Origin of the sequence: Mucilaginibacter sp. SG564 (assembly GCF_013149275.1) — a bacterium.
Classification (GTDB): Bacteria; Bacteroidota; Bacteroidia; order Sphingobacteriales; family Sphingobacteriaceae; genus Mucilaginibacter.
Map to the genome: position 1 here is coordinate 396,427 of NZ_JABGNA010000005.1, position 25,234 is coordinate 421,660.

General features: G+C 43.4%; 23 protein-coding genes and 1 tRNA gene. 16 read left to right on the top strand and 8 right to left on the bottom strand.

What is annotated here, in order from left to right; translation table 11 throughout:
* The first annotated feature begins 64 nt into the window (after positions 1 to 64).
* The 6 genes from ftsY to lpxB all read left to right on the top strand — a co-directional run bounded on the left by ftsY (position 65) and on the right by lpxB (position 6,722).
* Entirely contained in the window at positions 65 to 1,030 is a 966-nt protein-coding gene (gene ftsY, locus FHW89_RS14090; protein ID WP_172335685.1) for a signal recognition particle-docking protein FtsY, read from the top strand.
* 123 nt (positions 1,031 to 1,153) lie between these two features.
* Complete coding sequence (gene rimO / locus FHW89_RS14095; RefSeq protein WP_172335686.1) at positions 1,154 to 2,491, top strand: 30S ribosomal protein S12 methylthiotransferase RimO; 1,338 nt, start codon at positions 1,154 to 1,156, stop codon at positions 2,489 to 2,491.
* 123 nt (positions 2,492 to 2,614) lie between these two features.
* Positions 2,615 to 4,207, top strand: coding sequence for a bacillithiol biosynthesis cysteine-adding enzyme BshC (gene bshC / locus FHW89_RS14100; protein WP_172335687.1), 1,593 nt, complete (start codon positions 2,615 to 2,617; stop codon positions 4,205 to 4,207).
* 370 nt (positions 4,208 to 4,577) lie between these two features.
* Positions 4,578 to 5,351, top strand: a complete 774-nt coding sequence (gene surE, locus FHW89_RS14105; RefSeq protein WP_172335688.1) for a 5'/3'-nucleotidase SurE — start codon at positions 4,578 to 4,580, stop codon at positions 5,349 to 5,351.
* On the top strand, positions 5,344 to 5,613 hold the full coding sequence (locus FHW89_RS14110; protein ID WP_172335689.1) for a hypothetical protein: 270 nt from the start codon (positions 5,344 to 5,346) through the stop codon (positions 5,611 to 5,613). Before surE ends, FHW89_RS14110 begins: the two co-directional genes overlap by 8 nt.
* Positions 5,610 to 6,722 carry a lipid-A-disaccharide synthase gene (lpxB, locus tag FHW89_RS14115; protein ID WP_172335690.1) on the top strand — a complete coding sequence of 371 codons (1,113 nt, stop codon included), beginning with the start codon at positions 5,610 to 5,612 and terminating at the stop codon, positions 6,720 to 6,722. The genes FHW89_RS14110 and lpxB overlap by 4 nt, the downstream gene beginning before the upstream one ends.
* Before the next feature lie 54 nt (positions 6,723 to 6,776).
* Here the strand turns inward: lpxB and FHW89_RS14120 are convergent, their stop codons facing one another.
* From FHW89_RS14120 to FHW89_RS14130, 4 genes are all read right to left on the bottom strand, one after another.
* The gene (locus FHW89_RS14120; protein ID WP_172335691.1) at positions 6,777 to 6,938 is read right to left on the bottom strand and encodes a hypothetical protein; all 162 of its coding nucleotides are present in this window, start codon (positions 6,936 to 6,938) and stop codon (positions 6,777 to 6,779) included.
* 42 nt (positions 6,939 to 6,980) lie between these two features.
* Positions 6,981 to 7,109, bottom strand: coding sequence for a hypothetical protein (locus tag FHW89_RS28985; RefSeq protein WP_256367798.1), 129 nt, complete (start codon positions 7,107 to 7,109; stop codon positions 6,981 to 6,983).
* A 30-nt stretch (positions 7,110 to 7,139) separates the two neighbouring features.
* Positions 7,140 to 7,313, bottom strand: a complete 174-nt coding sequence (locus FHW89_RS14125; RefSeq protein ID WP_172335692.1) for a hypothetical protein — start codon at positions 7,311 to 7,313, stop codon at positions 7,140 to 7,142.
* A 216-nt stretch (positions 7,314 to 7,529) separates the two neighbouring features.
* Positions 7,530 to 8,726, bottom strand: coding sequence for an MFS transporter (locus FHW89_RS14130; RefSeq protein ID WP_216650571.1), 1,197 nt, complete (start codon positions 8,724 to 8,726; stop codon positions 7,530 to 7,532).
* Positions 8,727 to 9,478: 752 nt separating this feature from the next.
* On the opposite strand from FHW89_RS14130, the gene FHW89_RS14135 reads away from it, so the two are divergent.
* The 6 genes from FHW89_RS14135 (at position 9,479) to FHW89_RS14160 (ending at position 17,262) form a co-directional block, all read left to right on the top strand.
* Positions 9,479 to 9,552, top strand: a tRNA-Ala gene (locus FHW89_RS14135).
* A gap of 177 nt (positions 9,553 to 9,729) precedes the next feature.
* The gene (locus FHW89_RS14140) at positions 9,730 to 10,902 is read left to right on the top strand and encodes a chondroitinase-B domain-containing protein (RefSeq protein ID WP_172335693.1); all 1,173 of its coding nucleotides are present in this window, start codon (positions 9,730 to 9,732) and stop codon (positions 10,900 to 10,902) included.
* A 120-nt stretch (positions 10,903 to 11,022) separates the two neighbouring features.
* Positions 11,023 to 11,199 (top strand): histone H1, encoded by a 177-nt coding sequence (locus FHW89_RS14145; RefSeq protein ID WP_172335694.1) that lies wholly within the window; start codon positions 11,023 to 11,025, stop codon positions 11,197 to 11,199.
* Between the two features lie 78 nt (positions 11,200 to 11,277).
* Positions 11,278 to 11,592 carry a DUF6660 family protein gene (locus FHW89_RS14150; protein WP_172335695.1) on the top strand — a complete coding sequence of 105 codons (315 nt, stop codon included), beginning with the start codon at positions 11,278 to 11,280 and terminating at the stop codon, positions 11,590 to 11,592.
* An 80-nt stretch (positions 11,593 to 11,672) separates the two neighbouring features.
* The gene (locus FHW89_RS14155) at positions 11,673 to 16,049 is read left to right on the top strand and encodes a CusA/CzcA family heavy metal efflux RND transporter (protein WP_172335696.1); all 4,377 of its coding nucleotides are present in this window, start codon (positions 11,673 to 11,675) and stop codon (positions 16,047 to 16,049) included.
* A 1-nt stretch (position 16,050) separates the two neighbouring features.
* Positions 16,051 to 17,262, top strand: coding sequence for an efflux RND transporter periplasmic adaptor subunit (locus FHW89_RS14160; protein WP_172335697.1), 1,212 nt, complete (start codon positions 16,051 to 16,053; stop codon positions 17,260 to 17,262).
* 372 nt (positions 17,263 to 17,634) lie between these two features.
* Here the strand turns inward: FHW89_RS14160 and FHW89_RS14165 are convergent, their stop codons facing one another.
* From FHW89_RS14165 to FHW89_RS14180, 4 genes are all read right to left on the bottom strand, one after another.
* Positions 17,635 to 18,336, bottom strand: coding sequence for an NUDIX domain-containing protein (locus tag FHW89_RS14165; protein ID WP_172335698.1), 702 nt, complete (start codon positions 18,334 to 18,336; stop codon positions 17,635 to 17,637).
* Positions 18,337 to 18,531: 195 nt separating this feature from the next.
* A complete protein-coding gene (locus tag FHW89_RS14170; protein ID WP_172335699.1) occupies positions 18,532 to 20,097 on the bottom strand; it encodes a T9SS type A sorting domain-containing protein in 1,566 nt (521 codons plus the stop codon).
* A 43-nt stretch (positions 20,098 to 20,140) separates the two neighbouring features.
* Positions 20,141 to 20,488: a TfoX/Sxy family protein gene (locus FHW89_RS14175; RefSeq protein WP_172335700.1), complete on the bottom strand. Its 348-nt coding sequence runs from the start codon at positions 20,486 to 20,488 to the stop codon at positions 20,141 to 20,143.
* Positions 20,489 to 20,608: 120 nt separating this feature from the next.
* The gene (locus FHW89_RS14180; RefSeq protein ID WP_216650572.1) at positions 20,609 to 21,856 is read right to left on the bottom strand and encodes an RNA polymerase sigma factor; all 1,248 of its coding nucleotides are present in this window, start codon (positions 21,854 to 21,856) and stop codon (positions 20,609 to 20,611) included.
* Positions 21,857 to 22,026: 170 nt separating this feature from the next.
* Between FHW89_RS14180 and FHW89_RS14185 the strand changes: the two genes are divergently transcribed.
* The 4 genes from FHW89_RS14185 to FHW89_RS14200 all read left to right on the top strand — a co-directional run bounded on the left by FHW89_RS14185 (position 22,027) and on the right by FHW89_RS14200 (position 24,597).
* On the top strand, positions 22,027 to 22,503 hold the full coding sequence (locus FHW89_RS14185; RefSeq protein WP_172335701.1) for an RNA polymerase sigma factor: 477 nt from the start codon (positions 22,027 to 22,029) through the stop codon (positions 22,501 to 22,503).
* The gene (locus FHW89_RS14190) at positions 22,487 to 23,092 is read left to right on the top strand and encodes a hypothetical protein (RefSeq protein WP_172335702.1); all 606 of its coding nucleotides are present in this window, start codon (positions 22,487 to 22,489) and stop codon (positions 23,090 to 23,092) included. Before FHW89_RS14185 ends, FHW89_RS14190 begins: the two co-directional genes overlap by 17 nt.
* 80 nt (positions 23,093 to 23,172) lie before the next feature.
* Positions 23,173 to 23,619, top strand: a complete 447-nt coding sequence (locus FHW89_RS14195; protein ID WP_172335703.1) for a nuclear transport factor 2 family protein — start codon at positions 23,173 to 23,175, stop codon at positions 23,617 to 23,619.
* A gap of 75 nt (positions 23,620 to 23,694) precedes the next feature.
* Positions 23,695 to 24,597 carry an AraC family transcriptional regulator gene (locus FHW89_RS14200; protein ID WP_172335704.1) on the top strand — a complete coding sequence of 301 codons (903 nt, stop codon included), beginning with the start codon at positions 23,695 to 23,697 and terminating at the stop codon, positions 24,595 to 24,597.
* Positions 24,598 to 25,234: the final 637 nt, after the last annotated feature.

Below are 25,234 nucleotides of genomic sequence, written 5' to 3' on the forward strand. Positions count from 1 at the left end.
TCTTTTATCCTGAGTAATATATTTTAATTCTGAGAATTCTAGAATTCTGAAAATTCTGATCACTATGGGATTATTTGATTTTTTTAAGAAAAAGGAAAATACGCAGCAGGAACAGCAGGCGCTTGATACCAGTTTAGAAAAAACCAAGGATAACTTTTTTTCAAAGATCACCAAGGTAATTGCCGGTAAATCAACCGTTGACGACGACGTTTTGGATGAGCTGGAAGAGGTTCTGGTAACATCAGACGTAGGTGTAAGCACCACCCTCAAAATCATCGAGCGTATACAAGCCCGCGTGGCCCGCGATAAATATGTAGGCGCCGGCGAGCTGAACAACCTGCTGAAAGACGAGATACAACAACTCCTGGCCGAAAACAACAGCAACGATTTCCGGAATTTTGAATATGGTAACCACAAACCATACGTTATTATGGTGGTTGGTGTTAACGGTGTTGGTAAAACTACCACCATCGGCAAGCTGGCCCACAAGCTAAAGCAAGCAGGTAACCAGGTGGTTTTAGGCGCTGCGGATACCTTCCGTGCCGCTGCGGTGGATCAGATCAAACTTTGGGGCGAGCGTGTTGGTGTAAAAGTAGTGGCACAAGCCATGGGTTCCGATCCGGCTTCTGTAGCTTACGATACCCTGCGTTCGGCAGTGGCGGCAGGCGATGATGTAGCCATTATAGATACCGCAGGCCGTTTGCACAATAAAGTTGGCCTGATGAACGAGCTCACCAAGATCAAAAACGTAATGCAAAAGGTAATTCCCGGCGCTCCGCATGAGATACTGCTGGTGCTGGATGCCTCAACCGGGCAAAATGCCATTGAGCAATGCAAGCAATTTACCGAAGCCACCAATGTAAACGCCCTGGCCTTAACCAAATTGGATGGTACAGCCAAAGGCGGTGTGGTGATCGGCATATCGGATCAATTTAAGATTCCCGTAAAGTATATAGGTGTAGGTGAAGGCGTAGAACATTTGCAGTTGTTTGACAGGCAGGCCTTCGTGGACTCTCTATTCAAACAATAATATAAAATATGTCATTGCGAGGAGGAACGACGAAGCAATCTCCTCCCTTGCATTCTTATACATAGTTCGCGATTGCTTCGTTCCTCGCAATGACATTATGGTTATTGCAATGATTAGTGTGTTATGAAAACAAAAGAAATTTCAAAGCCGATAGCTAAAGCTGTTAAACAACGTGTAAACGTAGTTACTTTGGGCTGCTCCAAAAATATATACGACTCGGAGATATTGATGGGTCAGCTTAAGGGCAATCAGTTTGATGTGGTGCATGAGGCGGATAAAGTTGGTAAAAACGATATCGTGGTGATCAATACCTGCGGCTTTATTGATAATGCCAAGCAGGAATCTATCGATACCATTTTGCAATACAGCGAACTGAAAGAACAAGGCAAAGTAGGCAAAGTAATTGTAACCGGCTGCCTCAGCGAGCGCTACAAACCCGAGCTGGAAGCCGAGATCACCAACGTGGATGCCTATTTCGGCACCAACGACCTGCAGAATTTATTAACCTCCGTAGGAGCCGATTATAAACACGAACTCATTGGTGAGCGTTTGCTCACCACACCATCACACTTCGCTTATTTTAAAATTGCCGAAGGCTGTAACCGTCCCTGCTCGTTCTGCGCTATCCCCTTGATGCGCGGCAAGCACCTGAGCACGCCTATCGACCAATTGGTTAAAGATGCGCAGGCCCTGGTTAAAAACGGCACCAAGGAACTGATACTGATTGCCCAGGACCTCACCTATTACGGTCTGGATTTGTACGGCAAACGTAACCTTGATGAGTTGCTGCGCCGCCTGAGTGATGTAAACGGTGTAGAATGGATCAGGCTGCAGTACGCCTACCCTTCTGGTTTCCCGATGGAAATTTTGGATGTGATGAACGAGCGCGACAATATTTGCAAATACATGGATATGCCTTTGCAGCACATCAGCGATAATATGCTGAAATCTATGCGCCGTGGGCTTACCAAACAAAAAACTATCGACGTAGTCAACGAGATCCGCGACAGGGTACCGGGCATAGCTATGCGTACCACGCTTATCACCGGCTATCCCGGCGAAACCGAGCGCGATTTTGAAGAAATGATGGAATGGGTAGAGGAAACCAAGTTCGACCGCCTGGGCTGCTTTACTTACTCGCACGAAGAAAAAACACATGCTTTCTCTTTAGTGGATGACGTACCTGCAGAAGTTAAACAGGACCGTGCCGATGCCATTATGGAAATTCAACAGGGTATTTCGTTTGATAAGAACCAGGAAAAAGTGGGTCAAACCTTCAAAGTACTGATCGATAAAAAAGATGGTGATTACTTTGTGGGCCGTACCGAATTTGATTCGCCAGAGGTGGATAACGAAGTATTGATTGATGCCAGCATTGATTATGCCACCGTTGGAAGCTTTGTAAATGTGAAAGTTAACAGCGCCGAAGACTTTGATCTTTATGGACAAATTGTAAAATAATGTTAATTTGTGGTGCGTTACCACTAATGATTTTACATTTGGCTTCCATACGTTTTTTGACGTATACGGAGAGTTAGTTAAATCACTAATTCGCTAAATCACTAATTCAACAATTGCTTACAGATGGAAGCTTCCTGTACAAGTTATAAAAACACCGGCTTTTTTTCGCCAACGGTTATTGATTACCTCGAAAACCGGGCAGACCTGAAACCTTTTTACAGCTACCGCCCGGATATGACCGGTTTTGCCGAGCTGTTGAAAAACAAAAAAGTTGTTGCCAACCGGGAGATCCTGCATCGTGTGCTATCAAAGCAGTATAACCATAACGAGCCTTATCCATCCATCGTAAAACACAACCTCGATCTGCTGAAAGAGGATAATACCTATACCATAACCACAGGTCATCAGCTTAATATTTTTGCCGGTCCCTTATATTTTTTGTACAAAATTGCTACCGCTATAAAACTGGCCCAGCAATTAAAAGTAGCCCATCCCGATAAAAACTTTGTACCCGTTTACTGGATGGCCAGCGAAGATCATGACTTTGCCGAGATCAATTATACCAACATTGGCGGCAAAAAGGTACACTGGTGGTACGAGGCTTCCGGCGCTACCGGACGCATCAACCCCGATACTATGCGGCAGGCCCTCAACCAATATAAAGGTGTTTTGGGCATGGAAGGTCACTCCAAAGAACTGGCCGAAATTGTAGAAACCGCCTACACCAAATTTGATAAACTGGCCGATGCCACCCGCTATCTGGTCAATGCGCTGTTTGGCCAGTACGGCCTGGTGATCATTGATGCCGACGATCATGAGTTTAAACAGCAGTTCGCTCCCATCATGGAGCAGGATATCATCCACCAAAACAGCTTTAAAAATATAAGCACCACCAACGAGCAATTGCAGAAACTGGGGGTACATATACAGGTTAATCCACGCGAGATCAACTTTTTTTACCTGAAGGACCAACTGCGCGAACGTATTGTTTTTGAACAGGATAGCTACCAGGTAATGAATACCGATATTCGCTTTACCGAGGCCGAGCTCAAGGAGGAGATCGCGACAGCACCCGAACGCTTTAGTCCCAATGTGGTGATGCGTCCGCTTTACCAGGAGTGTATTTTACCCAACATCGCCTACATCGGTGGTGGCGCCGAAGTGGTGTACTGGCTGGAACTGAAATCAAATTTTGATTTTTATAAGGTTGACTTTCCTATTCTCATCTTGCGTAACTCGGCCCTGGTGGTTCGTAAAGAGCAGGCTGCCAAAATTGAGCGCATGGATCTGGATGTGGCGGCGCTGTTTAAACAAACAGATGCCCTGCAAACCGAATGGATCAAAAAACACAGCGATCATAATCTTTCGCTGGAAGGTGAATGGCGCGAACTGACCGCCGTTTTTGAAAAGATCAAACTGCGCTCTTATAAGATCGACCCAACACTATCGCCCTCAGCAGCTGCCGTGCAGGCCCGCCTGAAACACGCCGTTGATAACCTGGAAAAGAAACTCATCCGTGCCGAAAAGCGCAATTATGATGTTCGACTGGAGCAGCTATCCGTAGTAAAAGCCGAGCTTTTCCCTAAAGACAGCCTGCAGGAACGTACCGAAAATTTTGGTTTAATGTATGTAAAATGGGGACAATCATTTGTTGATGAACTCGTACGCCATTTTGAACCGCTTGACTTTGTGTTTACTATCCTGACGGAGGAGTAAAACGGCTAACAGCTAAATTCATTTGTCATCCTGAGGAACGAAGGATCTATTCTTGCATAAGCATAGCGGTTAGTAGATTCTTCACTGTGTTCAGAATGACAAGTTTATTTGGGTTAACGTTTTAAAGCTTTAACCATCGTCTGTGTCCTCACAAACGATTTGCATTGTTGTCTGTGAGGGCACAGACGACAGGGGAAAAATTCATTTGTCATCCTGAGGAACGAAGGATCTATTATTGAATAAGTATAGCGGTAAGCAGATTCTTCACTGCGTTCAGGATGACAAAGTTTATTACGGTTAACGTTTAAAGTCCTCTCCTTTGGAGAGGATTTAGGAGAGGTTTTCCCTCAAATATCAGTAATTTCGCAGCATGAATAAAGCGAAACCAACCATACTTGTTGTAAACGACGATGGCATAACTGCCCCTGGTATAAAAGTGCTGATGGAAGCCATGGGCGAGATAGGCCGGGTAGTGGTAGTAGCACCTGATAGTCCGCAATCGGGCATGGGTCACGCCATTACTATAGGTAAGCCACTGCGTTTGGATAAGGTGGATCTGTACGAAGGTATTGAAATGTACCGCTGTTCGGGCACCCCAGTTGATTGTGTAAAGCTGGCCGTAAATAAAATATTTAAAGGTCAAAAGCCCGATCTGTGTGTATCCGGCATCAACCATGGTTTAAATAACTCCATCAATGTATTGTACTCCGGCACCATGTCGGCCGCTGTGGAAGGCGCAATAGAAGGCATCCCTTCCATAGGTTTTTCTTTAGATGACTATACCCTACAGGCCGATTTTAGTCACTGCGTAAAATATATTAAGGAATTAGCCTTACAGGTTCTGGCCAATGGCCTGCCGCAGGCTACCCTGCTCAATGTAAATTTTCCGAATACCCCTCACCTAAAAGGAATTAAAGTATGCCGCCAGGCGGCTGCCAAATGGGCCGAGGAATTTGACGAAAGGGTTGATCCGCATAAACGACCATACTATTGGCTAACCGGTGTTTTTCAACTAAATGATGGTGGCGAAGATACCGACGTTTGGGCACTGGAGCACAACTATGTATCGGTAGTCCCTGTTCAGTTTGATATGACGGCGCACCATGCTATTCCTTATCTAAATAATTGGAAATTCAATGTTTAAGCACAATACCGTAACGGCAGGCACCATTTATGGCGCCATATTACCGGCCATAAGTCTGTTCATTTTTCTGTACCTGTTAAAAGGCAATTTTTTATTGTTCAATAAACCAGGTACGCCGTATCTGATAGCTATTGCTTTAAATTTGTTGATTATCAGATGGTATGCCAGAAAAAAGTTGGATAAAACCGTGATCGGTATAGCAGCCGTTACTTTTATATTTATGCTGGCCATATTTGTATTTAAACTGCAGCCTATACGATGAGATATTACCTGGTAGCCGGCGAAGCCTCGGGCGATATGCATGGGGCCAATTTAATGAAGGCCCTAAAAACGCTCGACCCCGATGCGGAGTTCCGATTTTTTGGCGGCGACCTGATGCTCGCCGAAGGCGGCACCCTGGTAAAACACTACCGCGAAATGGCCTATATGGGCCTGGTAGAAGTGATCGTAAATTTGCCGGCCATTCTCAAAAACATCAAAGAGTGCAAGCAGGATATTCATGACTGGCAGCCCGATGTGCTTATCCTTATTGATATACCCGGCTTTAACCTTAAAATTGCCGCTTATGCACAAACCATCGGGTTAAAGGTAAATTACTACATATCGCCCAAGGTTTGGGCCTGGAACCAGAAAAGGGTGTTAAAGATCAAAAAGCTAGTGAACCATCTTTTCTGCATACTGCCTTTTGAGGTTGATTTTTACAAAAGCTGGGGCATGGAGGTTGATTATGTGGGCAATCCGCTGCTGGATGCTATCGCCGCTTTTAAACCCGATCCCGACTTTTTGCAGCAGCATCAGCTCAACGGCAAAAAGATCATCGCGTTGCTACCCGGCAGCCGTAAGCAGGAGATCAGCAACCTGCTGCCCGAAATGATAGGCATTGCCAATCGTTTTCCGGATCACCAGTTAGTAATAGCCGGTGCGCCATCCTTTAAACAGGATTATTACGATCAGTTTTTAGGAGGTAAAAATATCCCGGTGCTGTTTAATACTACGTACAATTTATTGAGCCATGCCCAGGCCGCAGTGGTAGCCTCGGGCACAGCCACATTAGAAACGGCCTTGTTTCATGTACCACAGGTGGTAGTTTATAAGGCCAATCCGCTAACCATAGCCGTTGGCCGCATGGTAATCAAGGTAGAATTCTTATCGCTGGCAAATTTGATTGTTGGCCGTGGCATTATTAAAGAGCTGATACAGGAAGATTGTACAGCTGCCAGGATCAGCGAGGAGGTTAACCTGCTGATCAATAATAAAGCATACCGCCAAAAAGTACTGGCCGATTATAACGAACTGGACCAGCGCATGGGCCAGCCAGGCGCCTCAGAAAAAACAGCCGGCCTGATCGTTAAATACGCTCAAAACAAATAAAGCCCTGCTTACACAGGGCTTTATCTTTTCATAGGTATGATGTATATATGTTGATCAGGCAGCTGACAATGTTTGTCGTGTGGCTGTCTGTTGATTGCTTTGTTTAAATCTGTTCTTCGCTCTGAAATTTCTAAGATCTTCTAATAAAATATCTAACAACTGGTTATCAAAGCGGGTTATCAATTTACTTGCAGATGGTGTTTTATAATTTTTCATAGCTTGTGTTGGTGTTGTAGGTAAGTGTTTAGTTTGTAATGATTAAGCGGCAGTTGGCAATAAAGGTGTTCTGCTTTTAATAGCTTTCAGATCGTTCATGATGATCTTTCTTAACTGGTTATCAAAATTGGCAACTAATTTACTGATTGATGGTTTTTTGGTACTTTTCATAGTTTTAGTTTTTGTGTATTTTAAGTTTCTTTAATTCTTCTTTTTATCGTCGTCGTCTTCGGTAAGGTTATCCTTCCTGCGTTTGGCTTCCTTGTATTGCCTTAGTATCTGTTCTTTATCACGCTCATCTGATGTTTTTGTCGGCTCTATCGGATTCTCCCATTCTTTCTCTTCTTCCTTAATGGTTTTCTTTATAGCTTTCATAACAGTTACATTTAATAACTATTATTCCAAATCAGTGCCAAAAAATTGATTGCAGCAGAAAAAAGTCATCAAAATCTGTAAAAAAAATTACAATTTGATGTAAATGACTGTATTTGAGATACTTTTATATCGACGGAAAAATCTGTTTTTGTAGACAGCGCTCATGCTTACATAACCAAAAAAGCGTACGTTAACCGAACAATGCGTACAGTAATGCTAACTCCGGACGTTTTCTTTATAATTAATAAAGTGGGCGATCAACGCGATAACCGCTAACCCACCGCCAATGGCACATACCCCCGCCCACCCGTAATTATTCCAAAGCAAACTGGCCAGGAATGTTCCGGATGCACCGCCCACGAAATAAGACACCATGTATACCGTATTCAAACGGTTGCGGGCCTCGGGTATCAAAGCAAAAATGATAGATTGGTTAGAGATGTGCGTGGCCTGTACCCCCATATCCAAAACAATTACGCCTATAATAAGTCCGGCAATGCTACTGCTGGAGAAATAAAAGATAATATAAGAGATGAGCACCAGCAATAAAGTATAGCCGGATAACTTATAAGGATTCATTTTGTCGCTCAGGCGGCCCATTAAACCTGCTGCCAGCGCACCAAAGGCCCCCACCAGTCCAAAGGCTCCTGCTGCCGCGCTGCCCTCGTTAAACTGGGGCTGTTTTAATAAAAACACAAGGGTAGTCCAAAAGGCGCTGAAACCAGCAAAGCACAAAGCCCCCCTGAAAGACGCCATGCGGAGTTTGGGCTGTGTTTTTATTAAATGAATAAGCGAGGTCATCAATTTTTTATAGTTGCCTTTATAATCAGGCTCCACCTCGGGTAAAAAGAAAAATATCATCAGCCACATAGCCGCCATTAGGCCTGTAGCTATATAATACATACTTCGCCAGCCAAAATGCTGCCCAATAAAACCGCTCAGTGTACGGGAAAGCAATATACCTATCAACAATCCACTCATCACAAAGCCCAGTTTTTTACCCCGTTCATGCGGTTTAGCCAAATGGGCAGCCATGGGAATTAATAATTGTGGTATAATAGAGGATAAACCCAATAAAAAGCCGGCAATGGTTAGCACCAATATAGATGGGGCAAGCGCGCTGACCAATAAAGCAAAAATTACCAGGATAAAATCCAATAATATTAACTGTTTGCGTTTTACCATATCTGCCAGCGGTACAATAAACAATAGTCCGCTGGCATAACCAATTTGCGTAAACAGGGATAATTGCTGGGCCTTTTTATCGGTGATACCAAAAGTGTGTGCGATATCGGCGAGCAAAGGTTGGTTATAATAGATGTTGGCTACCACCAAGCCGGTAGCAATGGTCATGATCCATAAAGTAAATGATGTTAAATGCGGGTGTTCTTTAGCGGTATCGGTAGCGGTCATGATCAATAAAATATAAAATCACCTGCAAAAGTGACAAAGCATTTTTAAAATGATGCTTGTTTAAAGTAATTTTTCTTTCACAACAAACAATAAGATAGAATTTATGGAGTTTAATATTTTGATAAAAAGAATTGATTTGCAATTATTTTTTTGAGAAACAGACCTATTAAAAAGAGAATTTCATCAATTTGTTAGAATTTTTATCAAAAAACCATATAAAAATCAAGGCATATCTTATTTTAATACGTTTTTTTAACATTTTTTTAACATAAAATATAGCCCTAAATAAAAATTTTAAAAAAAACAGGCTTGTACTATAAATAAATAGACACAAAACTTACTAATAATACAAAGCGAGATAAAAAAATTTAAAATTTATCACATTATTAAAGTTTTATTAGTATTTTTGATAATCAAATACAAAACAGACAAGTATTTGATAAATGTTACAAAAAAATTACAAAATAAAATTGGTGAATTTGAAAACTTAGTGTTACTTTTACACCATAATAAAAAAACGATAAAAAAGTCTTCTCATAATTTAGGTTTATAATTGGTTAGTAAAGGCCCCTGCCCATCAGGGGCTTTACTTATTTTAAGAGCTTAGGTTTCCTGTTACCATCCATCTCAGTTTTACTTCTTTTTAAAGTTCTGTAGATAACAATGTTATTGCTACTGATAGGGAATAATAAAAAATTATTAACAAGAGATTTTGTTTTACTGCATAATGTGATATATTTGCAGCCCAATCCGGGGGATTAGCTCAGCTGGCTAGAGCGCTTGCATGGCATGCAAGAGGTCATCGGTTCGACTCCGATATTCTCCACCTTGAAAAAAGGCTTTACAATTTCTTGTAAAGCCTTTTTTGTTTCTATTAAAAATCTGTTTCCCAATACTGATTCAGCACCCGGTACCGCAATCGTTTTCGTAGATAATCCTGTATAAGTCTATATTTTTTTGGTTATTTATTGGTGAAATTCACCAACCATACACCAATTAAAACATGAAGAAAAACACATTAATTATACTATTGGCTTTGCTGTTCAGCCAGGCAGCCATTTGCAAAAACTTTACCGTTCGCTCACAGGAAGAGTTTAAAACTGCAGTCTCACAGGCGGTCGCAGGAGATGTAATCATCATCGCCAATGGTACTTATACCGGCTGGGCCGTAAAGGTGCCGACCGTAGCTAACGCAGCTCACCCTTTAAGCATTCGCGCAGAAACCCGCGACAAGGTGATATTTACAGGCGATACCGATCAGTCGGTATTCGAAATATCCGGGAGTTATATCGTATTACAGGGTTTAATTTTTAAGGGCTGCAATGTGCTTAAAGCCGATGGAAAAGTCGGTGTATTGGTAGAATTTAAAAATTCCACAGACTGTCGTTTAACACAATGCTTATTTACACAAAACGCGGCTAAAGCCCAGTTTACGCCACTGGTTATTGTATCTGGTACAGGGCAGCACAACCGGGTAGACAGTTGCCGTTTTATCTCCAACATCGATAACCAGGAACTACAAATAAAGATCACCAAAGAGGCTTGCCCGGTAAATACCCTTATAGAAAATAATATATTTGAAAACAAGGCAAAGGTTAACTGGAAGGTATTTAATGGCGGCGAATGCGTGCAGATAGGTCAGGATCCGGTATTGTTGGGAACTTCCATTGCCAAATCTATAGTGCGTTACAATCGTTTTATCAATTGCAATGGCGAACCCGAAGTGATCAGCAATAAAAGTTCTGGCAATAGTTATATCCATAACTATTTTGAAAACTGTGAGGGCGAACTGGTTATGCGCGGCGGGCACGACTGTGTGATTGATAGCAATGTAATTAATGGCGGCACCGGCGGCATACGCATTAACGGCACAGGTCATATCATTACTCATAATACCATCAGCAATGTTAAAACCGGCATCAGGTTGATGTACGGTATGGGCAGGGGGAAATCGGAGATTGGCTTTTACATAGCAGCCAGCAATTGTGTTATTAAAAATAACCATATCGAAAAAGCCGCTACAGGAATACTGGTGGGAGATAACAAAAATGCCGATTGGACGGGCAAGTTTAATACTACACGCTACCCATCGCGGGTAATACAGGATGTGGCACCCTTTGACAATACAATTGGTGATAATATTTTTACCGATTGCGGTCAAACGATCAAAGAATGATAGTTCGTTTTAAATAAATGTTAACCTAAGAACACTTTATTGAACTTGATGTCGATAGAAACAAAGTTCAGGTATTTTATTTGCATAAATTTTTTAGTTTAGCCAGCTCAAATAATAATTATGGAAAATTTTCAAAAATTAAAAGAATTAATCGCTGCGGCCGAAGCTGATGCTGCCAGTTTTTATGAAAAAGGTAACAAAGCTGCCGGTACCCGTTTAAGGAATGCTATGCAGGCTTTAAAAGTTTTAGCGAGCGATATTCGTAAAGAAGTAACTGAGAAAAAAAACGCTCAATAATCAAACAACGATTTAAAAAACCCCGACCAAATTGGTCGGGGTTTTTTGTTTGCCATAAATAGCCTAACTTTGTGCCCGATGAAATATATCGCCATCATCATAAGCTTGTACATCTCCCTCCTGTCGGTAATGCCGTGCCAGGACAGGGACGATGCGGCATGGGCTCAAACACACCTGACCATCAGGCAGGCTCATGATGGCAATAAGGATTGCACCCGCGAAGCCTGCACACCGCTTTGCTCCTGCTCCTGCTGTTCAAGCGTTCGGGATATCGACTCACAGGCGCAAGTTCCAACCTTTCAGCAAAACACTTTTGTTCCATATCCCGATCTCATCATCCCTGCCTTATCTGAGCAGGATATAGCAATCTGGCAGCCGCCGCAATTAAGTTAATTCGAATTTCCTTTTTATTTTTTTTGCCTGTCATCACCAATGACGAGGCATGGATTGTCGCATTAATTTAATAAAATTTCATGTTTGATCATATTATCGCGTTCTCTATCCGGAACAAGGTAACTATCGGAATCATGACGTTGTTGCTGGTGATTGCCGGAATTTATTCCGCTGCCCATTTACCGGTCGACGCGCAGCCTGATATTACCAACAACCAGGTACAGATCATTACGCAGGCACCCAATCTGGGTGCACAGGAAGTGGAGCAGTTTATTACTGCTCCTATTGAACTATCCATGGCCAATATTGCCGGGATAGTTGAAAAACGATCTATCTCCCGTTCGGGCATCTCCGTTATAACCCTGGTTTTTAAAGACAATATTGATATATACTGGGCACGCCAGCAGGTAACTGCCCAGTTAAAAGAAGCCGAAAGCAGTATACCAACTGATCTTGGTCAGCCCACACTTGCCCCAATAACTACCGGCCTTGGCGAAATTTATCAGTACGTGATCCATACCAAAAAGGGTTATGAGCAAAAGTACACAGCTACCGATCTGCGGACCATACAGGATTGGCTGGTACGCACACAATTAGCTGGTACAGTTGGCGTAGCCGAAGTAAGTGGCTGGGGTGGTTTTGTTAAACAATACGAAGTTGCGCTGGATAACGACAAGCTCAATTCACTGGGACTTACTATACCCGATGTGTACTCCGCTCTACAAAAAAACAACGAAAACACAGGCGGCTCCTACATCGAGCAACTCAACAACGCTTACTTTATCCGCGGCCTGGGGCAGGTAAAATCACTGGATGATATCAAAAAGATTGTTGTAAAAAATGTAAAAGGCTCGCCCGTTTTAATACGCGATATTGCCATGGTGCAGTTTGGCAGTGCCACCCGCTACGGCGCAGTAACCCGGAATGGCGAAGGCGAAGTTGTTGCCGGTGTTACTTTGATGCTCAAAGGCGAAAACTTTAGCCAGGTGATCAAAAATGTAAAAGAGCGCATGGTGCAGATCAAAAAATCATTGCCCGAGGGTGTAACCATTGAGCCTTTCATTGACCGCACCGAACTGGTTAACCGGGCCATCGGTACCGTAAAGCGTAACCTATTAGAGGGTGCGCTGATCGTTATTTTTGTGCTGGTGCTCCTGTTGGGCAACTTCAGGGCAGGCCTGGTGGTGGCTTCGGTTATTCCGCTGGCTATGTTGTTCGCGTTTCTGATGATGAGGCTGTTTAATGTTTCTGGCAACCTGATGAGTTTAGGAGCTATCGACTTCGGACTTATTGTGGATGGCGCGGTAATTATTGTGGAAAGCGTGGTGCATCACATTACGAGCGGTCGCTACCAAAATAATACTATCGAAAAGCTGAGTACCGAACAAATGGATACGGAGGTACAAAACAGCGCTGGCAAGCTCATGAAATCGGCGGCTTTCGGGCAGATCATTATCCTCATCGTTTATCTCCCCCTATTGTCGCTCATCGGTATCGAAGGTAAAATGTTCCGGCCGATGGCGCAAACCGTGGCCTTTGCCATTTTGGGTGCGTTCATCCTTTCGCTTACTTATGTACCGATGGCCAGCGCCTTGTTCCTGAGCAAAAACACGGTACACAAAACCAATATTTCAGATCGTATCATCACTTTTTTACAGCGTATTTATCAGCACGCGCTGGTGGCTGTATTGAAAGTAAAAACGCTTATCGTTGTGGTGGTTTTTATATTATTTGGTATCTCGATATGGGCATTCAGTCGCATGGGTGGCGAATTTATTCCTACACTGGAAGAAGGCGACCTCACCGTGGAGATCTCGATGATGCAGGGCACCTCACTTTCCGAAGTGGTTAAAACCTTCGGAAAGGCCGAGAAATTATTGAAAGCTCGTTTCCCGGAGATCAAACAAGCGGTTACCCGGATAGGCAGTTCGGAGATACCGACCGACCCTATGCCTATTGAAAAAGCAGATATGATGCTGGCGATGAAACCAAAGAGTGAATGGAAAAACGCCGCGACCAGGGAAGAAATGTCAGCAAAAATGGAAGCCGTACTGGAGGAAATTCCCGGTATCCATGCCTCTATCTCGCAACCCATGCAAATGCGTTTTAATGAATTGATGACCGGCATCAGGCAGGATGTTGCCATTAAGATTTATGGCGAAGACCTGGATGTACTGGCTGATGAGGCTGGCAAGATCGCAAAAGAGATATCGACAGTAAAAGGTGTAACCGAGCCCTATATCGAAAAAGTGATCGGTTTGCCTCAGATCCAGGTAGCCTATAACCGCGACAGGATGGCCCAATACGGCTTAAATATCAGCGATGTGAATATGATACTCAAAACCGCCTTTGCCGGCAATGTGGCCGGTGTGGTATTTGAGGGCGAAAAACGTTTTGATATGGTGGTGCGCATGGACCGCAACCTGCGCGAAAACATTGCCAACGTGGAGAACCTACTCATCCCACTCCCCTCGGGCAATAAAGTTCCGCTGAACCAGGTGGCGGATATCGGTATCAAAGATGCCCCGGCCCAGATATCCCGCGAGGATGGTAAGCGCCGTATCTATGTAGGTTTCAACGTAGAAGGCCGCGATGTGGAATCAACCGTAACCGAGATCCAGAATAAACTGGCTAACCGGATAAAATTACCCGGTGGTTATTATATGACCTATGGCGGGCAGTTTCAGAATCTGCAGGCGGCAAAAAGCCGCTTGGCTATTGCCGTGCCTGCTGCTTTGTTGTTTATACTGGTGCTGCTGTATGTTACCTTTCGCTCGGTTAAGGAAAGCCTGCTCATTTTTACGGCTGTACCTTTGGCTTCTATGGGTGGTGTAGCAGCATTACTGCTTCGCGGAATGCCGTTCAGTATTTCGGCGGGGGTTGGCTTTATTGCCCTGTTTGGTGTAGCGGTGCTCAATGGCATTGTGCTCATTGGCTATTTCAATCAACTGAAAGAAGAAGGCATGAGCAATATTTACGATCGTGTACTCGAAGGCACCAAAACACGGCTGCGCCCCGTACTGATGACGGCCTCTGTTGCTTCGCTGGGCTTCCTGCCTATGGCGCTGTCATCAAGTGCGGGTGCCGAAGTGCAAAAACCACTGGCTACCGTAGTGATAGGCGGCTTGGTTACTGCCACGTTTTTAACCCTGTTTGTATTGCCTTGCCTGTACCTGCTATTTAACCGGAAAGAGGTAAGTAAAATAAAACTACCCAAGGCAGTGTTAACTATTTTGATCATGGGCATGCTGGCAATAGCCGGTGCACCCAAAGCAAATGCGCAGCAAAACGCACCATTAACACTGGATAGCGCGATAGCCAAAGCATTAAATCAAAATCTGAAAGTGCGATCTGCCGGGCTATCGGTTGAGCAGGCCCGGGCTTTACAAAAATCATCGGCCGATTTGCCCAAGACCGAGTTTCTGCTTACGCAGGATCCTACCAGTGGGGGTAACATTGATAACAGTATCGCCGTAACCCAAAACATTGCCTGGCCGGGATTGTACAAAAACCAACGAAAACTGCTGAACCGGCAAACTCAACTGGCCGAAAGCTCGGGCGCTGTAACCCGTGCCGATATCATTAAACAGGTACGTAGTGCCTGGTATGCTTACCTCCTGAACCGGGAAATGCTGCGGGTTTTGGACCACCAGGACAGCATCTACTCAGGTTTTGTAAAAAAGGCGGAGATTCGGCGCAAAACCGGCGAAACATCCGCTCTGGAAGTGATCAGCGCCCGTAATAAATACCAGGAGATTCAAGCGATACGGATCGGCACCCAAGCTGATCTGCGCAGTAATGAATTGGCCCTCCAGCAATTATTGAATATGGATGAGCCTGTGACGGTAAGCGAAAGCGCCTTACCGATACTGCTTGATCTGCGGTCTGATGCCGCTAATGTGGCCGATAACCCGCAGGTAGGCATGGGACTTCAGCAGATTGAGGTGGCCAGGGCAAAAGTGGCCGTTGAAAAATCGCGATTGATGCCCGATTTTACTTTGGGCTATAACCAGCAGCTGCTTATTGCTGGCTTCAATCCGGCCAATATCAACCGGAGCTACTCGCCGGGTACACGCATTGGTGGTTTCCAAGTGGGGGTTGCCGTACCAGTTTTCAGTAAGGCTTATACGGCGCGTATCCGTTCAGAAAAACTGGGGGCACAGGTGGCCGAGATCAATTACCGCCAAACCCGTCAGCAACTCAGCACCCAATATGAGCAGGAATTACAGCAATATCAAAAATTCAGGCAAGCGGTGGATTATTACACCTCCGGTGGATTAAAGCAAGCCGATGAGCAATTACGAATAGCACAGGTATCCTTCAATCTGGGCGAGATAGGCTATATCGAATACATCCAGAATACATCCGCGGCTATACAAACCCGGTTGGCTTACCTCGACGCAGTGAGTCGCCTGAATCAATCGGCTATACAAATTCAATATATCAAAGGGAAATAAAATGAAAACTCAACAATATAAATATGCTATACCGGTACTGATTATTTTGGGTGCCGGTTTGCTGGCTGCCTGTTCGGGCAATTCGGCAAAAAAAGAAAATGACAGCCCGCAGGAGGCTGCCAATGTAAAAGCTGTCAAACCGGATAACTTGATACTTACCGAAGCACAAATGAAAAATGTGGGTATTGAAGTAGGTGTTATCCCGCAAAAGAATCTCGACGCGGTGATCAAAGCAAACGGTCAGCTGGCCGTTCCGCCGCAAAACAAGGCGGATGTGAGCATCCTTTCAGGTGGGGTTATCGGCCATATCAGCGTGCTCGAGGGGCAGCAGGTAAAACGCGGGCAGGTGCTGGCTACCATCAGTAATCAGGACCTTATCAAAATACAGCAGGATTACTTGGCTGCAAAAAGCAATTTTACTTATGTACAGGCAGAGTTTAACCGGCAACGCCAGTTACAGGATGCAGGCGCTGGAACCGGCAAATCATTTCAATCGGCGCAGGCTACCTATAATGCGGAGCTTTCGCGCATCAACGCTTTTGAAAGCCAGCTCAGACAATTAAGTATCAATCCTGGCAGGATCAACAGCGGTAATATTGTTTCCAGTTTCCCGGTGGTTTCGCCCATTACCGGAACCGTAGGTAAAATATCTGCCAACACCGGGGCTTATGTTCAGCCGGGTACATCGATTATGGAGGTGGTTGATAACTCCAAGATCCATTGTGATCTTACCGTTTTTGAAAAAGACCTGATGCAGGTAAAACTTGGTCAAAAAGTAAATTTTCAGCTCACCAACCAGGGCGATATGATGATCACAGGTAAGATCAATGGTATCAACAAATCGTTCGAGAACGAAAGCAAAGGCGTTATTGTTCATGCTGAGATCGATAACCGGCAGCACAAAAACCTGATCCCGGGAATGTATGTTACCGCCCTCATCAATATAGGCAGCCACATGGTACCGGCAGTGCCGGTTGAAGCGGTGGTTCGCTCAAGCGGCAGACAATACATTTACATCGTAACCAACGAACAAACAGGCGCAGGTAAAACAACCAGTTACAGCTTTAAAAAAGCAGAAGTAGCAACCGGTGTAATGGAATTGGGCTATATAGAAATTAAACCCATGAGCAATTTACCCGCCAATGCCAAAGCGGCACTAAAAGGAGCGTTCTACCTGGAATCAAAAGCCGAAGGTGGATCGGATGATGATTAATTATTTGGCCTAAATAAGAATAGCTCAGCTGCCGCGGGCTTTCAGCCCGTGGTATGCATGGCTTCAGCTTTCAGCTGAAAGCTTTAATCATGCCATCCACGAGATACGCTAATCTCGCGGAAGCAAAAGAATTTTTCAACCCCCATCGAGGTTAAAGCTTTGTAGAAAAATTCAGCTCAAAATCCAGTGCCGTAGGTACTGCACACAAATGGCATGCTAAATGTTTATTCTCTTTGTTTACTACAAAGCTTTTATTCCTCCAGAGTATCCTTAAATTACCTTTTACAGCTAATAATTGTAGAAATCACTTTTATTCATTTCTTAAAAAGAGTAGTCTCTAATTAAAAAACTTTAAAAAGTATACATATTAAATTATAGCGTATCCGGGTTTGGGATAAAATTCATGAAAGCCTGGAACTTGGCGTAGTAATTTTGCATGTTAAGCTGGTAATAATACGCGCCTCTTTTTGAGCCCGCTTTATCCTTATCGGCCAGCTTAATCAACAAGCCGGTTGCCAATACCCTTTTGCTGAAATTGCGCTTATCAATGGTGGTATTAAAAACACATTCATAAAGTGTTTGCAACTGCGGAATGGTAAACTTGGTAGGTAGCAGCTCGAACAAAATAGGGTGCATAGCGGCCTTATAACGGATGCGCTTTTTGGCCTGCTCCAGCATTTCCTGCTGGTCAAATATCAATTTGGGGGTACGCTTGAGTTGGAACCATTCGGCATGATAGTCTGAACTGATCTGGGTTTGATACTTCTGTATATCAATAAGCGCGAAATAGGCTACAGAAACAGTACGTTCCATAGGGTCGCGGTTAGGTTCGCCAAAAGTATAAAGCTGCTCCAGGTATACACCTTCCAGCCCGGTTAATTGTTTGAGGATCCGGTTTGCTGCCTGATCAATACTTTCATTGCCCTGCACAAAACCACCCATCAGGCTCCAGTTTCCCTTCTCGGGCTGAAATCCTCTCTTGATCAGTAATAGTTTTAAAACCTCTCCGTCAAACCCAAAAATAATGCAGTCCACAGCCAGCAGTAACCTGGTCTGTTTAGAGTATTTTAGCATCTTATATAATCCGAATTATAATAAAAAACAAATATAGAATTACATTCGATATAAGCATAAATAAAAGGATTTCCAAGAAAAAAAATAAAAGGACAAATATTGATTGCAAAAATAAAGTAAGGTCTGTGATTTTGATGCGCCACATTAATTGTTTATTAAACGATTAATGTGGCGTATTTTAAACCGACTTGTGAATTAATGTTTGATAAAGATAGGCTTCCTGATGGTTTGATTGCTGTTTTTTATATGAAGGTAATATATGCCATCAGGAATATTCTGAATATTCATTGTTAATGTTCCTCCATTTTTCTTGGAAGAAAAAAGTAAAACTTTCCCTTTGTCATCATACAATGTTGTCGAGAAATCATTGTGTTGGTCTGACGATGATGCCTGTTCTTTTATTTTACTTTGATTACTGGCGGTGTTGGTTGGATTGTAAGAAACATTTAGTACGGAATTTGAAGGATTAGGGTAGACAGTAAAATTAGCGCTGCCACTACCACACGCTAACGGATCGGGTGCTAAAGTATATGATTGCGCAGATGTACCGCAGGTGCTAACTGCTTCCGCGGCAAAATAATAATCGTTTCCACATGCTAAATTACCGTTTATGGGCAAAACTATGCGAGGCAGGGTTGTATTGCCTTTATAAACTGCGTTTACGTACCAATTATAAGATGTAGCATTTAGTACCGGGTCTACAGATATCGAAAAACGACCGGGAGGAGCATTTACACCATAAGAAATCAGGCCGGGTACTTGAGTCCCAAAATATAAGGGTATGCTTATCGGGTTTGAATTGCCACAAGATCCTGATAAACCAGTAACTGTTACGGCGCCGTTGGCCGTTGCCGTTGGGCTTGTTATCGTTACAGAGTTTGAAGCGGTTGTAGCGCTGGTGCCCGAGCCATTGACCAGATAACCGGGAGGCACTGACCAGCTATACGATGTCGCCTTGGTTGATGAAACAGTTACCGTATTGCTACTTGTTGAATTACAAAATATAAGATTCGGATTGTTTTGTGTCAGATCAATAGGAGGAAAACTGAGGGAGGGTGATGTTGTCCATTCACCGTAACCATTATAACCACCATCGCAAGCGCTTTTAACCCTAAATTTAACATTGCCCGCATGCACACCATCCGTATGTACAGATATGGTTACACGTGCATAATCTGTGTTAATACACGTAGCATTAGTGTTTCGGGTAACACTATTTACAGACCAACCGGTGGGCAGTGAAATAGTACTACTTGAATTAACTGCAGACCAGAGATTATCATTATAGTTTGAATAAGACACTGGTAGCCAAAATGTTATAGATATGTTTTGGGCCACTCCACAACTCAACGGGGCGATGGCCTGGTCACATGCATTGGTGCCGCCATTGGCAAAACCGGCTGGATAAACGTATTTCTGTATATATAAAACAGCAACCGGCGATCCGCTTATGGCTGTATTGCAGCTGCCCGTAATTGGAAAAACCTCCAGCATACCATCATTACTCATATTTGTATCCCAGGTAACACTTATTGTTGGTGCGGTACATACTTGTGTCTGCCCGCTTACATTACCTTTTGTAATCCTCCATTTATAAAAACTATAAGGGGTACCCTGGTGAATAAAGCCATACTGCACGGTTGACCCGGGACAGGCAATAGCATGTGTTTGATCAGTCATATTTCCTCCCGTTATACGATCCTGAGCCTTGACAATTTGAACCAGAAATAAAAAGAATAAAATAATGTAGATTTTTTTCATGGCAAGTTAGGTTTAGTTTATTTAGTATAATATTACGAATATTTTACTTATTTTTCTTCTTTTTGGATAGTTTTGCGATCTTATTAAATTGCAGACAAAGACTTATCCAATGGTCAAAATCTTTTATCTTCTGCAGGTTTTCCGCTTCCACAAAAACAAAATCTTTCATTACCCGGTTGCCATTTACCATCTGGCGGCAATTATCGTTTTCCAGCGCAATAGCGGCCTGTTCCCTACCTATGCGGCATAACATATCCTTATCGCGAATGCAAACACACATTTTATCGTTAACCATAAAGCATAGGCCCTGAAACATTTTTACTTCATCAACCTGCCCCTGATCGCTAAGAGCCTCGCGGATGCGGTTAGCTAATAATTCGTCGTATGCCATAATGGGGAGTCAAGATATTAAGAGTCAGGAATCAAGATTAAAACCAAGGGGCTAATCATCGCATCACTGGCTGCATTTAAATCAGCTCTTGATTCTTGACTCTAATATCTTGATTCTTTTTTAAAACTGCTCCAATTTTTGCAGATCCTTGCGTATCCGGTTCTTTTCGGTAGTTGTTTTGGCCTGTTTCAGCGCGATCTGTAAATGTTTTATAGCCTCATCCTGGTTAACCCCGGTATACAGATGTCCCAGTAACACATGATATAAATGGTTGTCACCCAACTGCAGCTTTTCGGCTTCGGCTATAGCTTCCTGATTGCCCCGGGCTTTAAAAAGGGCATAAGTTCGGTTTAGCGCTGCAATAGGCGAATACGCGATTTGCAGCAGGCCGTTATATAAGTGTAATATATTCTCCCACTTTTGGGGCGTATCAGTGTTGATGGTATGCCAGTAGGCAATGCCCGCCTCCAGGTGATATTTGCCTAATTGATCACCGTGCGATGCCCGGTTCAGGTAATCATTCCCCCTTGCTATCAGCTCGGCGTTCCATAAGCTGGTATCCTGTTCATCATAGCGTATCATTTCGCCATGCTCATCGGTACGTGCTTCAAAACGCGAGGCATGAAAGCACATGAGGGCAATAAGCGCGTTGGTATCGGGCAAATTGGTGCTTTTGTTTTCGGTTAATAAAACGGCCAGGCGCAATGCCTCCAGGCAAAGGTCTTTACGCAGGGTAGTGTCTTTACTGCTGGAATAATAGCCTTCGTTAAATAATAGATAAAGGGTTGTTAAAACAGGTTGTACCCGGGTACCGATCTGCGACGGTGGCGGAAACTCAATCTTTACATTTTCCTCACGCAGTTTTTCTTTCGCACGGAAAAGCCTTTTGTTGATGCTCTCTTTATTGGATAAAAATGCATCGGCTATTTCGTTAATACCAAAACCGCAAAGGATGCGAAGCGCCAGGCCTATCTGTGCTTCGGGTGGTAGTATCGGCTGACAAATAGCGAACATCAATTGTAGCTGACTATCACGGATGTGCTCGTCCGACAGATCGATCACCATTTCTTCACTACCTTCATAAGCCGCCTGCAAGTTGCCCGTTATTTTTTGGGCAAACAGTTTGTCGCGCCTCAGATGGTCTTTGGCCTTGTTGCGGGCCACGGTATATAGCCAGGCCACCGGATTATCGGGCAAGCCTTTTAAACTCCATACTTCCGATGCTGTTAAAAAAGTGTCGCTGGCAATATCTTCGGCAATTTCGGGGTATTCAAAACCAAAATGCTTATAAAGCACCGAGGCTATTTTACGGTATTCGGTACGGAATAAATGGGGTAATAACTCTTGTTTATTGATATCGGCAGCCATATTGGTTTATCAGGATCCTAATATAAACGGAATTTCTGCACTGCTGTTTAAACTTTTAAAAGCATGGCACAAACTTTACAATCTATCATTAATACTTTTATACAAGTGTAGCATTTTAAAAAAGCCCGTATCTAACAACGCATACGGACTGGCCCAGGTAGTTTCAAAATATGTCATTCGAAGAAATATACGATACTTATTACAGCAAGATATTCCGCCTGTGCATGGGGTATATGAACGATCATGGCTGGGCGCAGGATGTTACGCAGGAAACATTTATTACCGTATGGCAAAAGCTATCGCAGTTTCGTAACGAATCGGCCCTGGGTACCTGGATATATCGTATAGCGTCCAACCATTGTTTAAGGCAGTTGGAAAAGCAAAGTAAAATGCCCAAAGGCGAAATGCCTGTTCAACTGGAAGATAAACCACCACCAGATACCGGCAATCAGGTAGCTTTGCTGTACCGATGTATTGCCGAGTTACCCGAGATCGATCGTATTATTATTTCATTGGAACTGGAGGATGTTAAACAAGCCGAGATAGCCACTATAGTAGGCCTTTCCGAAACCAACATCAGGGTAAAAGTTTACCGCATAAAAGAAAAGCTCTCACAAAAATTTAAAAAGTATGAGCACCAATATTGATTTTAAAGCGCTTTGGCAGCAACAGCATGTTGATGTTAAACCCGATATAAAGGAGGTTATTAAAAAAGCCGGACGGTTAAAGAAAAAGGCCAGAAATAAACTACTTTGGACAAATGGCGTGCTGATAGCAGTAACTATTTATTATATCCTTTTTCTGTGCTGGAGCAACCACCAGATCACCACGCTTATGGGGGGTACGCTTGTAATTATTGGTTTTGTAGGCTATCTGGTAATTTCAAACGGTTTATTAATAGATCTGTTCAAAAGCCATACAGAGGTAGATAGTTTTGCTTATTTAAAAAAACTATTGGCTATCAACCGGAAACAGGAGTTTATTCAAACTAAGGTATTAAAATTGTATATCATAACATTATCCATAGGCGTAACTCTGTTTATGATAGGGCCGGCTATAAAAATGGGTGTTATTTGGGGAAGTGTTGTGTATATTTGTTTATTCGCATGGATGGCTTTCGCTTATTTTTACCTAATACCGCGGAAAATTAAAAAACAACGCGCCGAATGGGCGGCTATTATCGAAAAACTACAGACTATTAACGATCAGTTAACTCAAACGGGGCATCTGGAATGATATACTGCCTATATTGATAAATTATTAATTAATTAGGCTTAAGTTTGAAACAAATTCAGTATTTTAACATCTAAGGGGTTATGGAAGGTAACAAAATAATACAGGCAATTACACATTTATTCAAAAGCGTTGATAACCGCGATTGGGAATCAGTGCACAACGTAATGGCAGAAACTGTTTTGTACGACTATACTTCGATGATAGGCGGTGAACCTTCTGTACAAACTCCTCAGGAAATTACAGATCTGTGGTCGCATTTTATGCCGGGCTTTGACTCTACGCATCACCAGATTTCCGAGTTCAGGGTAAAATTGCACGGCAACCAGGCCGACGCGGATTATGTAGGCAAGGCCGACCATTTTCTGGACGATGATGTGTGGACAGTTTCCGGATCTTATCATACCAAACTGGAAAAACGAAACGGCGTTTGGCTGGTCACTCATCTTCAATTAAACTACGATAAGCAAAGCGGTAATACCGGACTGCCCCAACGGGCCAAAGAACGGTTAGCCAAGCTGCAATCTTAATGTAAAAATCTATGGTGATGGCTGCATATAAAGTGCGGCCATTTTCGTGCTTATTTGAATTTCATAACTTTGAGTATGCAGCCTACCGAAACAATCGAAGAATTTTATGAAGGTCATCCCGGCATGAAGATGAAGCTCCCGGGCGATAATCAGCGTGGCGCCGGACATTTCAATGTATACCCGAGGGGCGAGATCTGCCATAATCTTACCAGCTATCACCGCCGCGATTTTTATAAAATATCGCTAAGCATTGGTGGCGGTACTTTGTATTATGCCGATAAGGGCATCACGTTTGATAAATGCGCCCTGGTATTTTCAAACCCAACCATCCCCTACTCCTGGGAGGCAGCCCCGGTTGAGCAAACAGGCTATTTTTGCCTCTTTACCGAGGACTTTATCAGCAGCAACAACCGCAGCGAAAGCTTTATCGATTCGCCGTTATTTAATGTGGGGGGTAGCCCGGTTTATTTTGTTAATGATGAACAGGTAACGATCATCAGCGATATATTTTGCAAAATGCTGGATGAGATCGATAGCGATTATATATACAAATACGATCTGCTGCGTAATTACGTAAACCTTATTGTACATGAAGCACTTAAACTAAAACCGGCCGATAATTTCTTCAAGCACAGTAATGCTTCATCGCGCATAGCCAACTTATTTATGGAGTTACTGGAGCGCCAGTTCCCTATTGATTCGCCCAACTATGCTTTGAAGCTGCGTACTCCTGCCGATTATGCCAATCGCTTATCGGTACATGTAAACCACCTGAACCGGGCAGTAAAAGAAATCACCGGCAAAACTACGAGCATGCATATTGCCGAACGTGTGGCCAAAGAAGCCAAAGCCCTGCTACGCTATACCGACTGGAACGTGGCCGATATTGCCTATAGCCTGGGTTTTGAATATCCGGCTTACTTTAACAATTTCTTCAAAAAACAAACCGCGCTCAATCCAAAAGCCTACCGGGTTTAAATTAAGGGCTTTACATTCTCCTCAGTTAAAAGTACTCCGGAGGAGTAAAAGCTTTGTAGAAAGCAAAAGCATAAGATTTAGCATGCCGTAGGTATGCAACCTGAGTGCAGCACCTACGGCACTGACCCAGAAATCGTTTTTTCTACAAAGCTTTAACCCAGATGGGGTTAAAAGTACTCCGGAGGAGTAAAAGCTTTGTAGAAAGCAAAAGCATAAGATTTAGCATGCCGTAGGTAAGCAACCTGAGTGCAGCACCTACGGCACTGACCCAGAAATCGTTTTTTCTACAAAGCTTTAACCCAGATGGGGTTTACATAAAACCCTAACTTAATTACATTGCTCCCTTATAAGAAGGAGCGTTGAAGCCCTCTCCTTTGGAGAGTAATAGCCCATGGTTAAACAGATACATCAATACTATCGCAAAAAAGGGCTGTCACCCTGAGCGCCGTCGAAGGGTCGAGCGCAGAGGCCTGCCCGCCATGCTTCGACGGTGCTCAGCATGACAGCCTTTCTTGGCAAATGTCTAATCATGCGCTATTACTCTTTGGAGAGGATTTAGGTAAGGCGCATTGTTTGAATTTTATAGGTTTTGGTTTGATATGTGTAAACGGTGCAGTTATTGTGTCCATATATTTGT

What these genes read in the sequence shown, in the direction of transcription:
- ftsY (WP_172335685.1), top strand. Translation starts at nt 65, where the DNA reads ATGGGATTATTTGATTTTTTTAAGAAAAAGGAAAATACGCAGCAGGAA.
- rimO (WP_172335686.1), top strand. Translation starts at nt 1,154, where the DNA reads ATGAAAACAAAAGAAATTTCAAAGCCGATAGCTAAAGCTGTTAAACAA.
- bshC (WP_172335687.1), top strand. Translation starts at nt 2,615, where the DNA reads ATGGAAGCTTCCTGTACAAGTTATAAAAACACCGGCTTTTTTTCGCCA.
- surE (WP_172335688.1), top strand. Translation starts at nt 4,578, where the DNA reads ATGAATAAAGCGAAACCAACCATACTTGTTGTAAACGACGATGGCATA.
- FHW89_RS14110 (WP_172335689.1), top strand. Translation starts at nt 5,344, where the DNA reads ATGTTTAAGCACAATACCGTAACGGCAGGCACCATTTATGGCGCCATA.
- lpxB (WP_172335690.1), top strand. Translation starts at nt 5,610, where the DNA reads ATGAGATATTACCTGGTAGCCGGCGAAGCCTCGGGCGATATGCATGGG.
- FHW89_RS14120 (WP_172335691.1), bottom strand. Translation starts at nt 6,938, where the DNA reads ATGAAAAATTATAAAACACCATCTGCAAGTAAATTGATAACCCGCTTT.
- FHW89_RS28985 (WP_256367798.1), bottom strand. Translation starts at nt 7,109, where the DNA reads ATGAAAAGTACCAAAAAACCATCAATCAGTAAATTAGTTGCCAATTTT.
- FHW89_RS14125 (WP_172335692.1), bottom strand. Translation starts at nt 7,313, where the DNA reads ATGAAAGCTATAAAGAAAACCATTAAGGAAGAAGAGAAAGAATGGGAG.
- FHW89_RS14130 (WP_216650571.1), bottom strand. Translation starts at nt 8,726, where the DNA reads ATGACCGCTACCGATACCGCTAAAGAACACCCGCATTTAACATCATTT.
- FHW89_RS14140 (WP_172335693.1), top strand. Translation starts at nt 9,730, where the DNA reads ATGAAGAAAAACACATTAATTATACTATTGGCTTTGCTGTTCAGCCAG.
- FHW89_RS14145 (WP_172335694.1), top strand. Translation starts at nt 11,023, where the DNA reads ATGGAAAATTTTCAAAAATTAAAAGAATTAATCGCTGCGGCCGAAGCT.
- FHW89_RS14150 (WP_172335695.1), top strand. Translation starts at nt 11,278, where the DNA reads ATGAAATATATCGCCATCATCATAAGCTTGTACATCTCCCTCCTGTCG.
- FHW89_RS14155 (WP_172335696.1), top strand. Translation starts at nt 11,673, where the DNA reads ATGTTTGATCATATTATCGCGTTCTCTATCCGGAACAAGGTAACTATC.
- FHW89_RS14160 (WP_172335697.1), top strand. Translation starts at nt 16,051, where the DNA reads ATGAAAACTCAACAATATAAATATGCTATACCGGTACTGATTATTTTG.
- FHW89_RS14165 (WP_172335698.1), bottom strand. Translation starts at nt 18,336, where the DNA reads ATGCTAAAATACTCTAAACAGACCAGGTTACTGCTGGCTGTGGACTGC.
- FHW89_RS14170 (WP_172335699.1), bottom strand. Translation starts at nt 20,097, where the DNA reads ATGAAAAAAATCTACATTATTTTATTCTTTTTATTTCTGGTTCAAATT.
- FHW89_RS14175 (WP_172335700.1), bottom strand. Translation starts at nt 20,488, where the DNA reads ATGGCATACGACGAATTATTAGCTAACCGCATCCGCGAGGCTCTTAGC.
- FHW89_RS14180 (WP_216650572.1), bottom strand. Translation starts at nt 21,856, where the DNA reads ATGGCTGCCGATATCAATAAACAAGAGTTATTACCCCATTTATTCCGT.
- FHW89_RS14185 (WP_172335701.1), top strand. Translation starts at nt 22,027, where the DNA reads ATGTCATTCGAAGAAATATACGATACTTATTACAGCAAGATATTCCGC.
- FHW89_RS14190 (WP_172335702.1), top strand. Translation starts at nt 22,487, where the DNA reads ATGAGCACCAATATTGATTTTAAAGCGCTTTGGCAGCAACAGCATGTT.
- FHW89_RS14195 (WP_172335703.1), top strand. Translation starts at nt 23,173, where the DNA reads ATGGAAGGTAACAAAATAATACAGGCAATTACACATTTATTCAAAAGC.
- FHW89_RS14200 (WP_172335704.1), top strand. Translation starts at nt 23,695, where the DNA reads ATGCAGCCTACCGAAACAATCGAAGAATTTTATGAAGGTCATCCCGGC.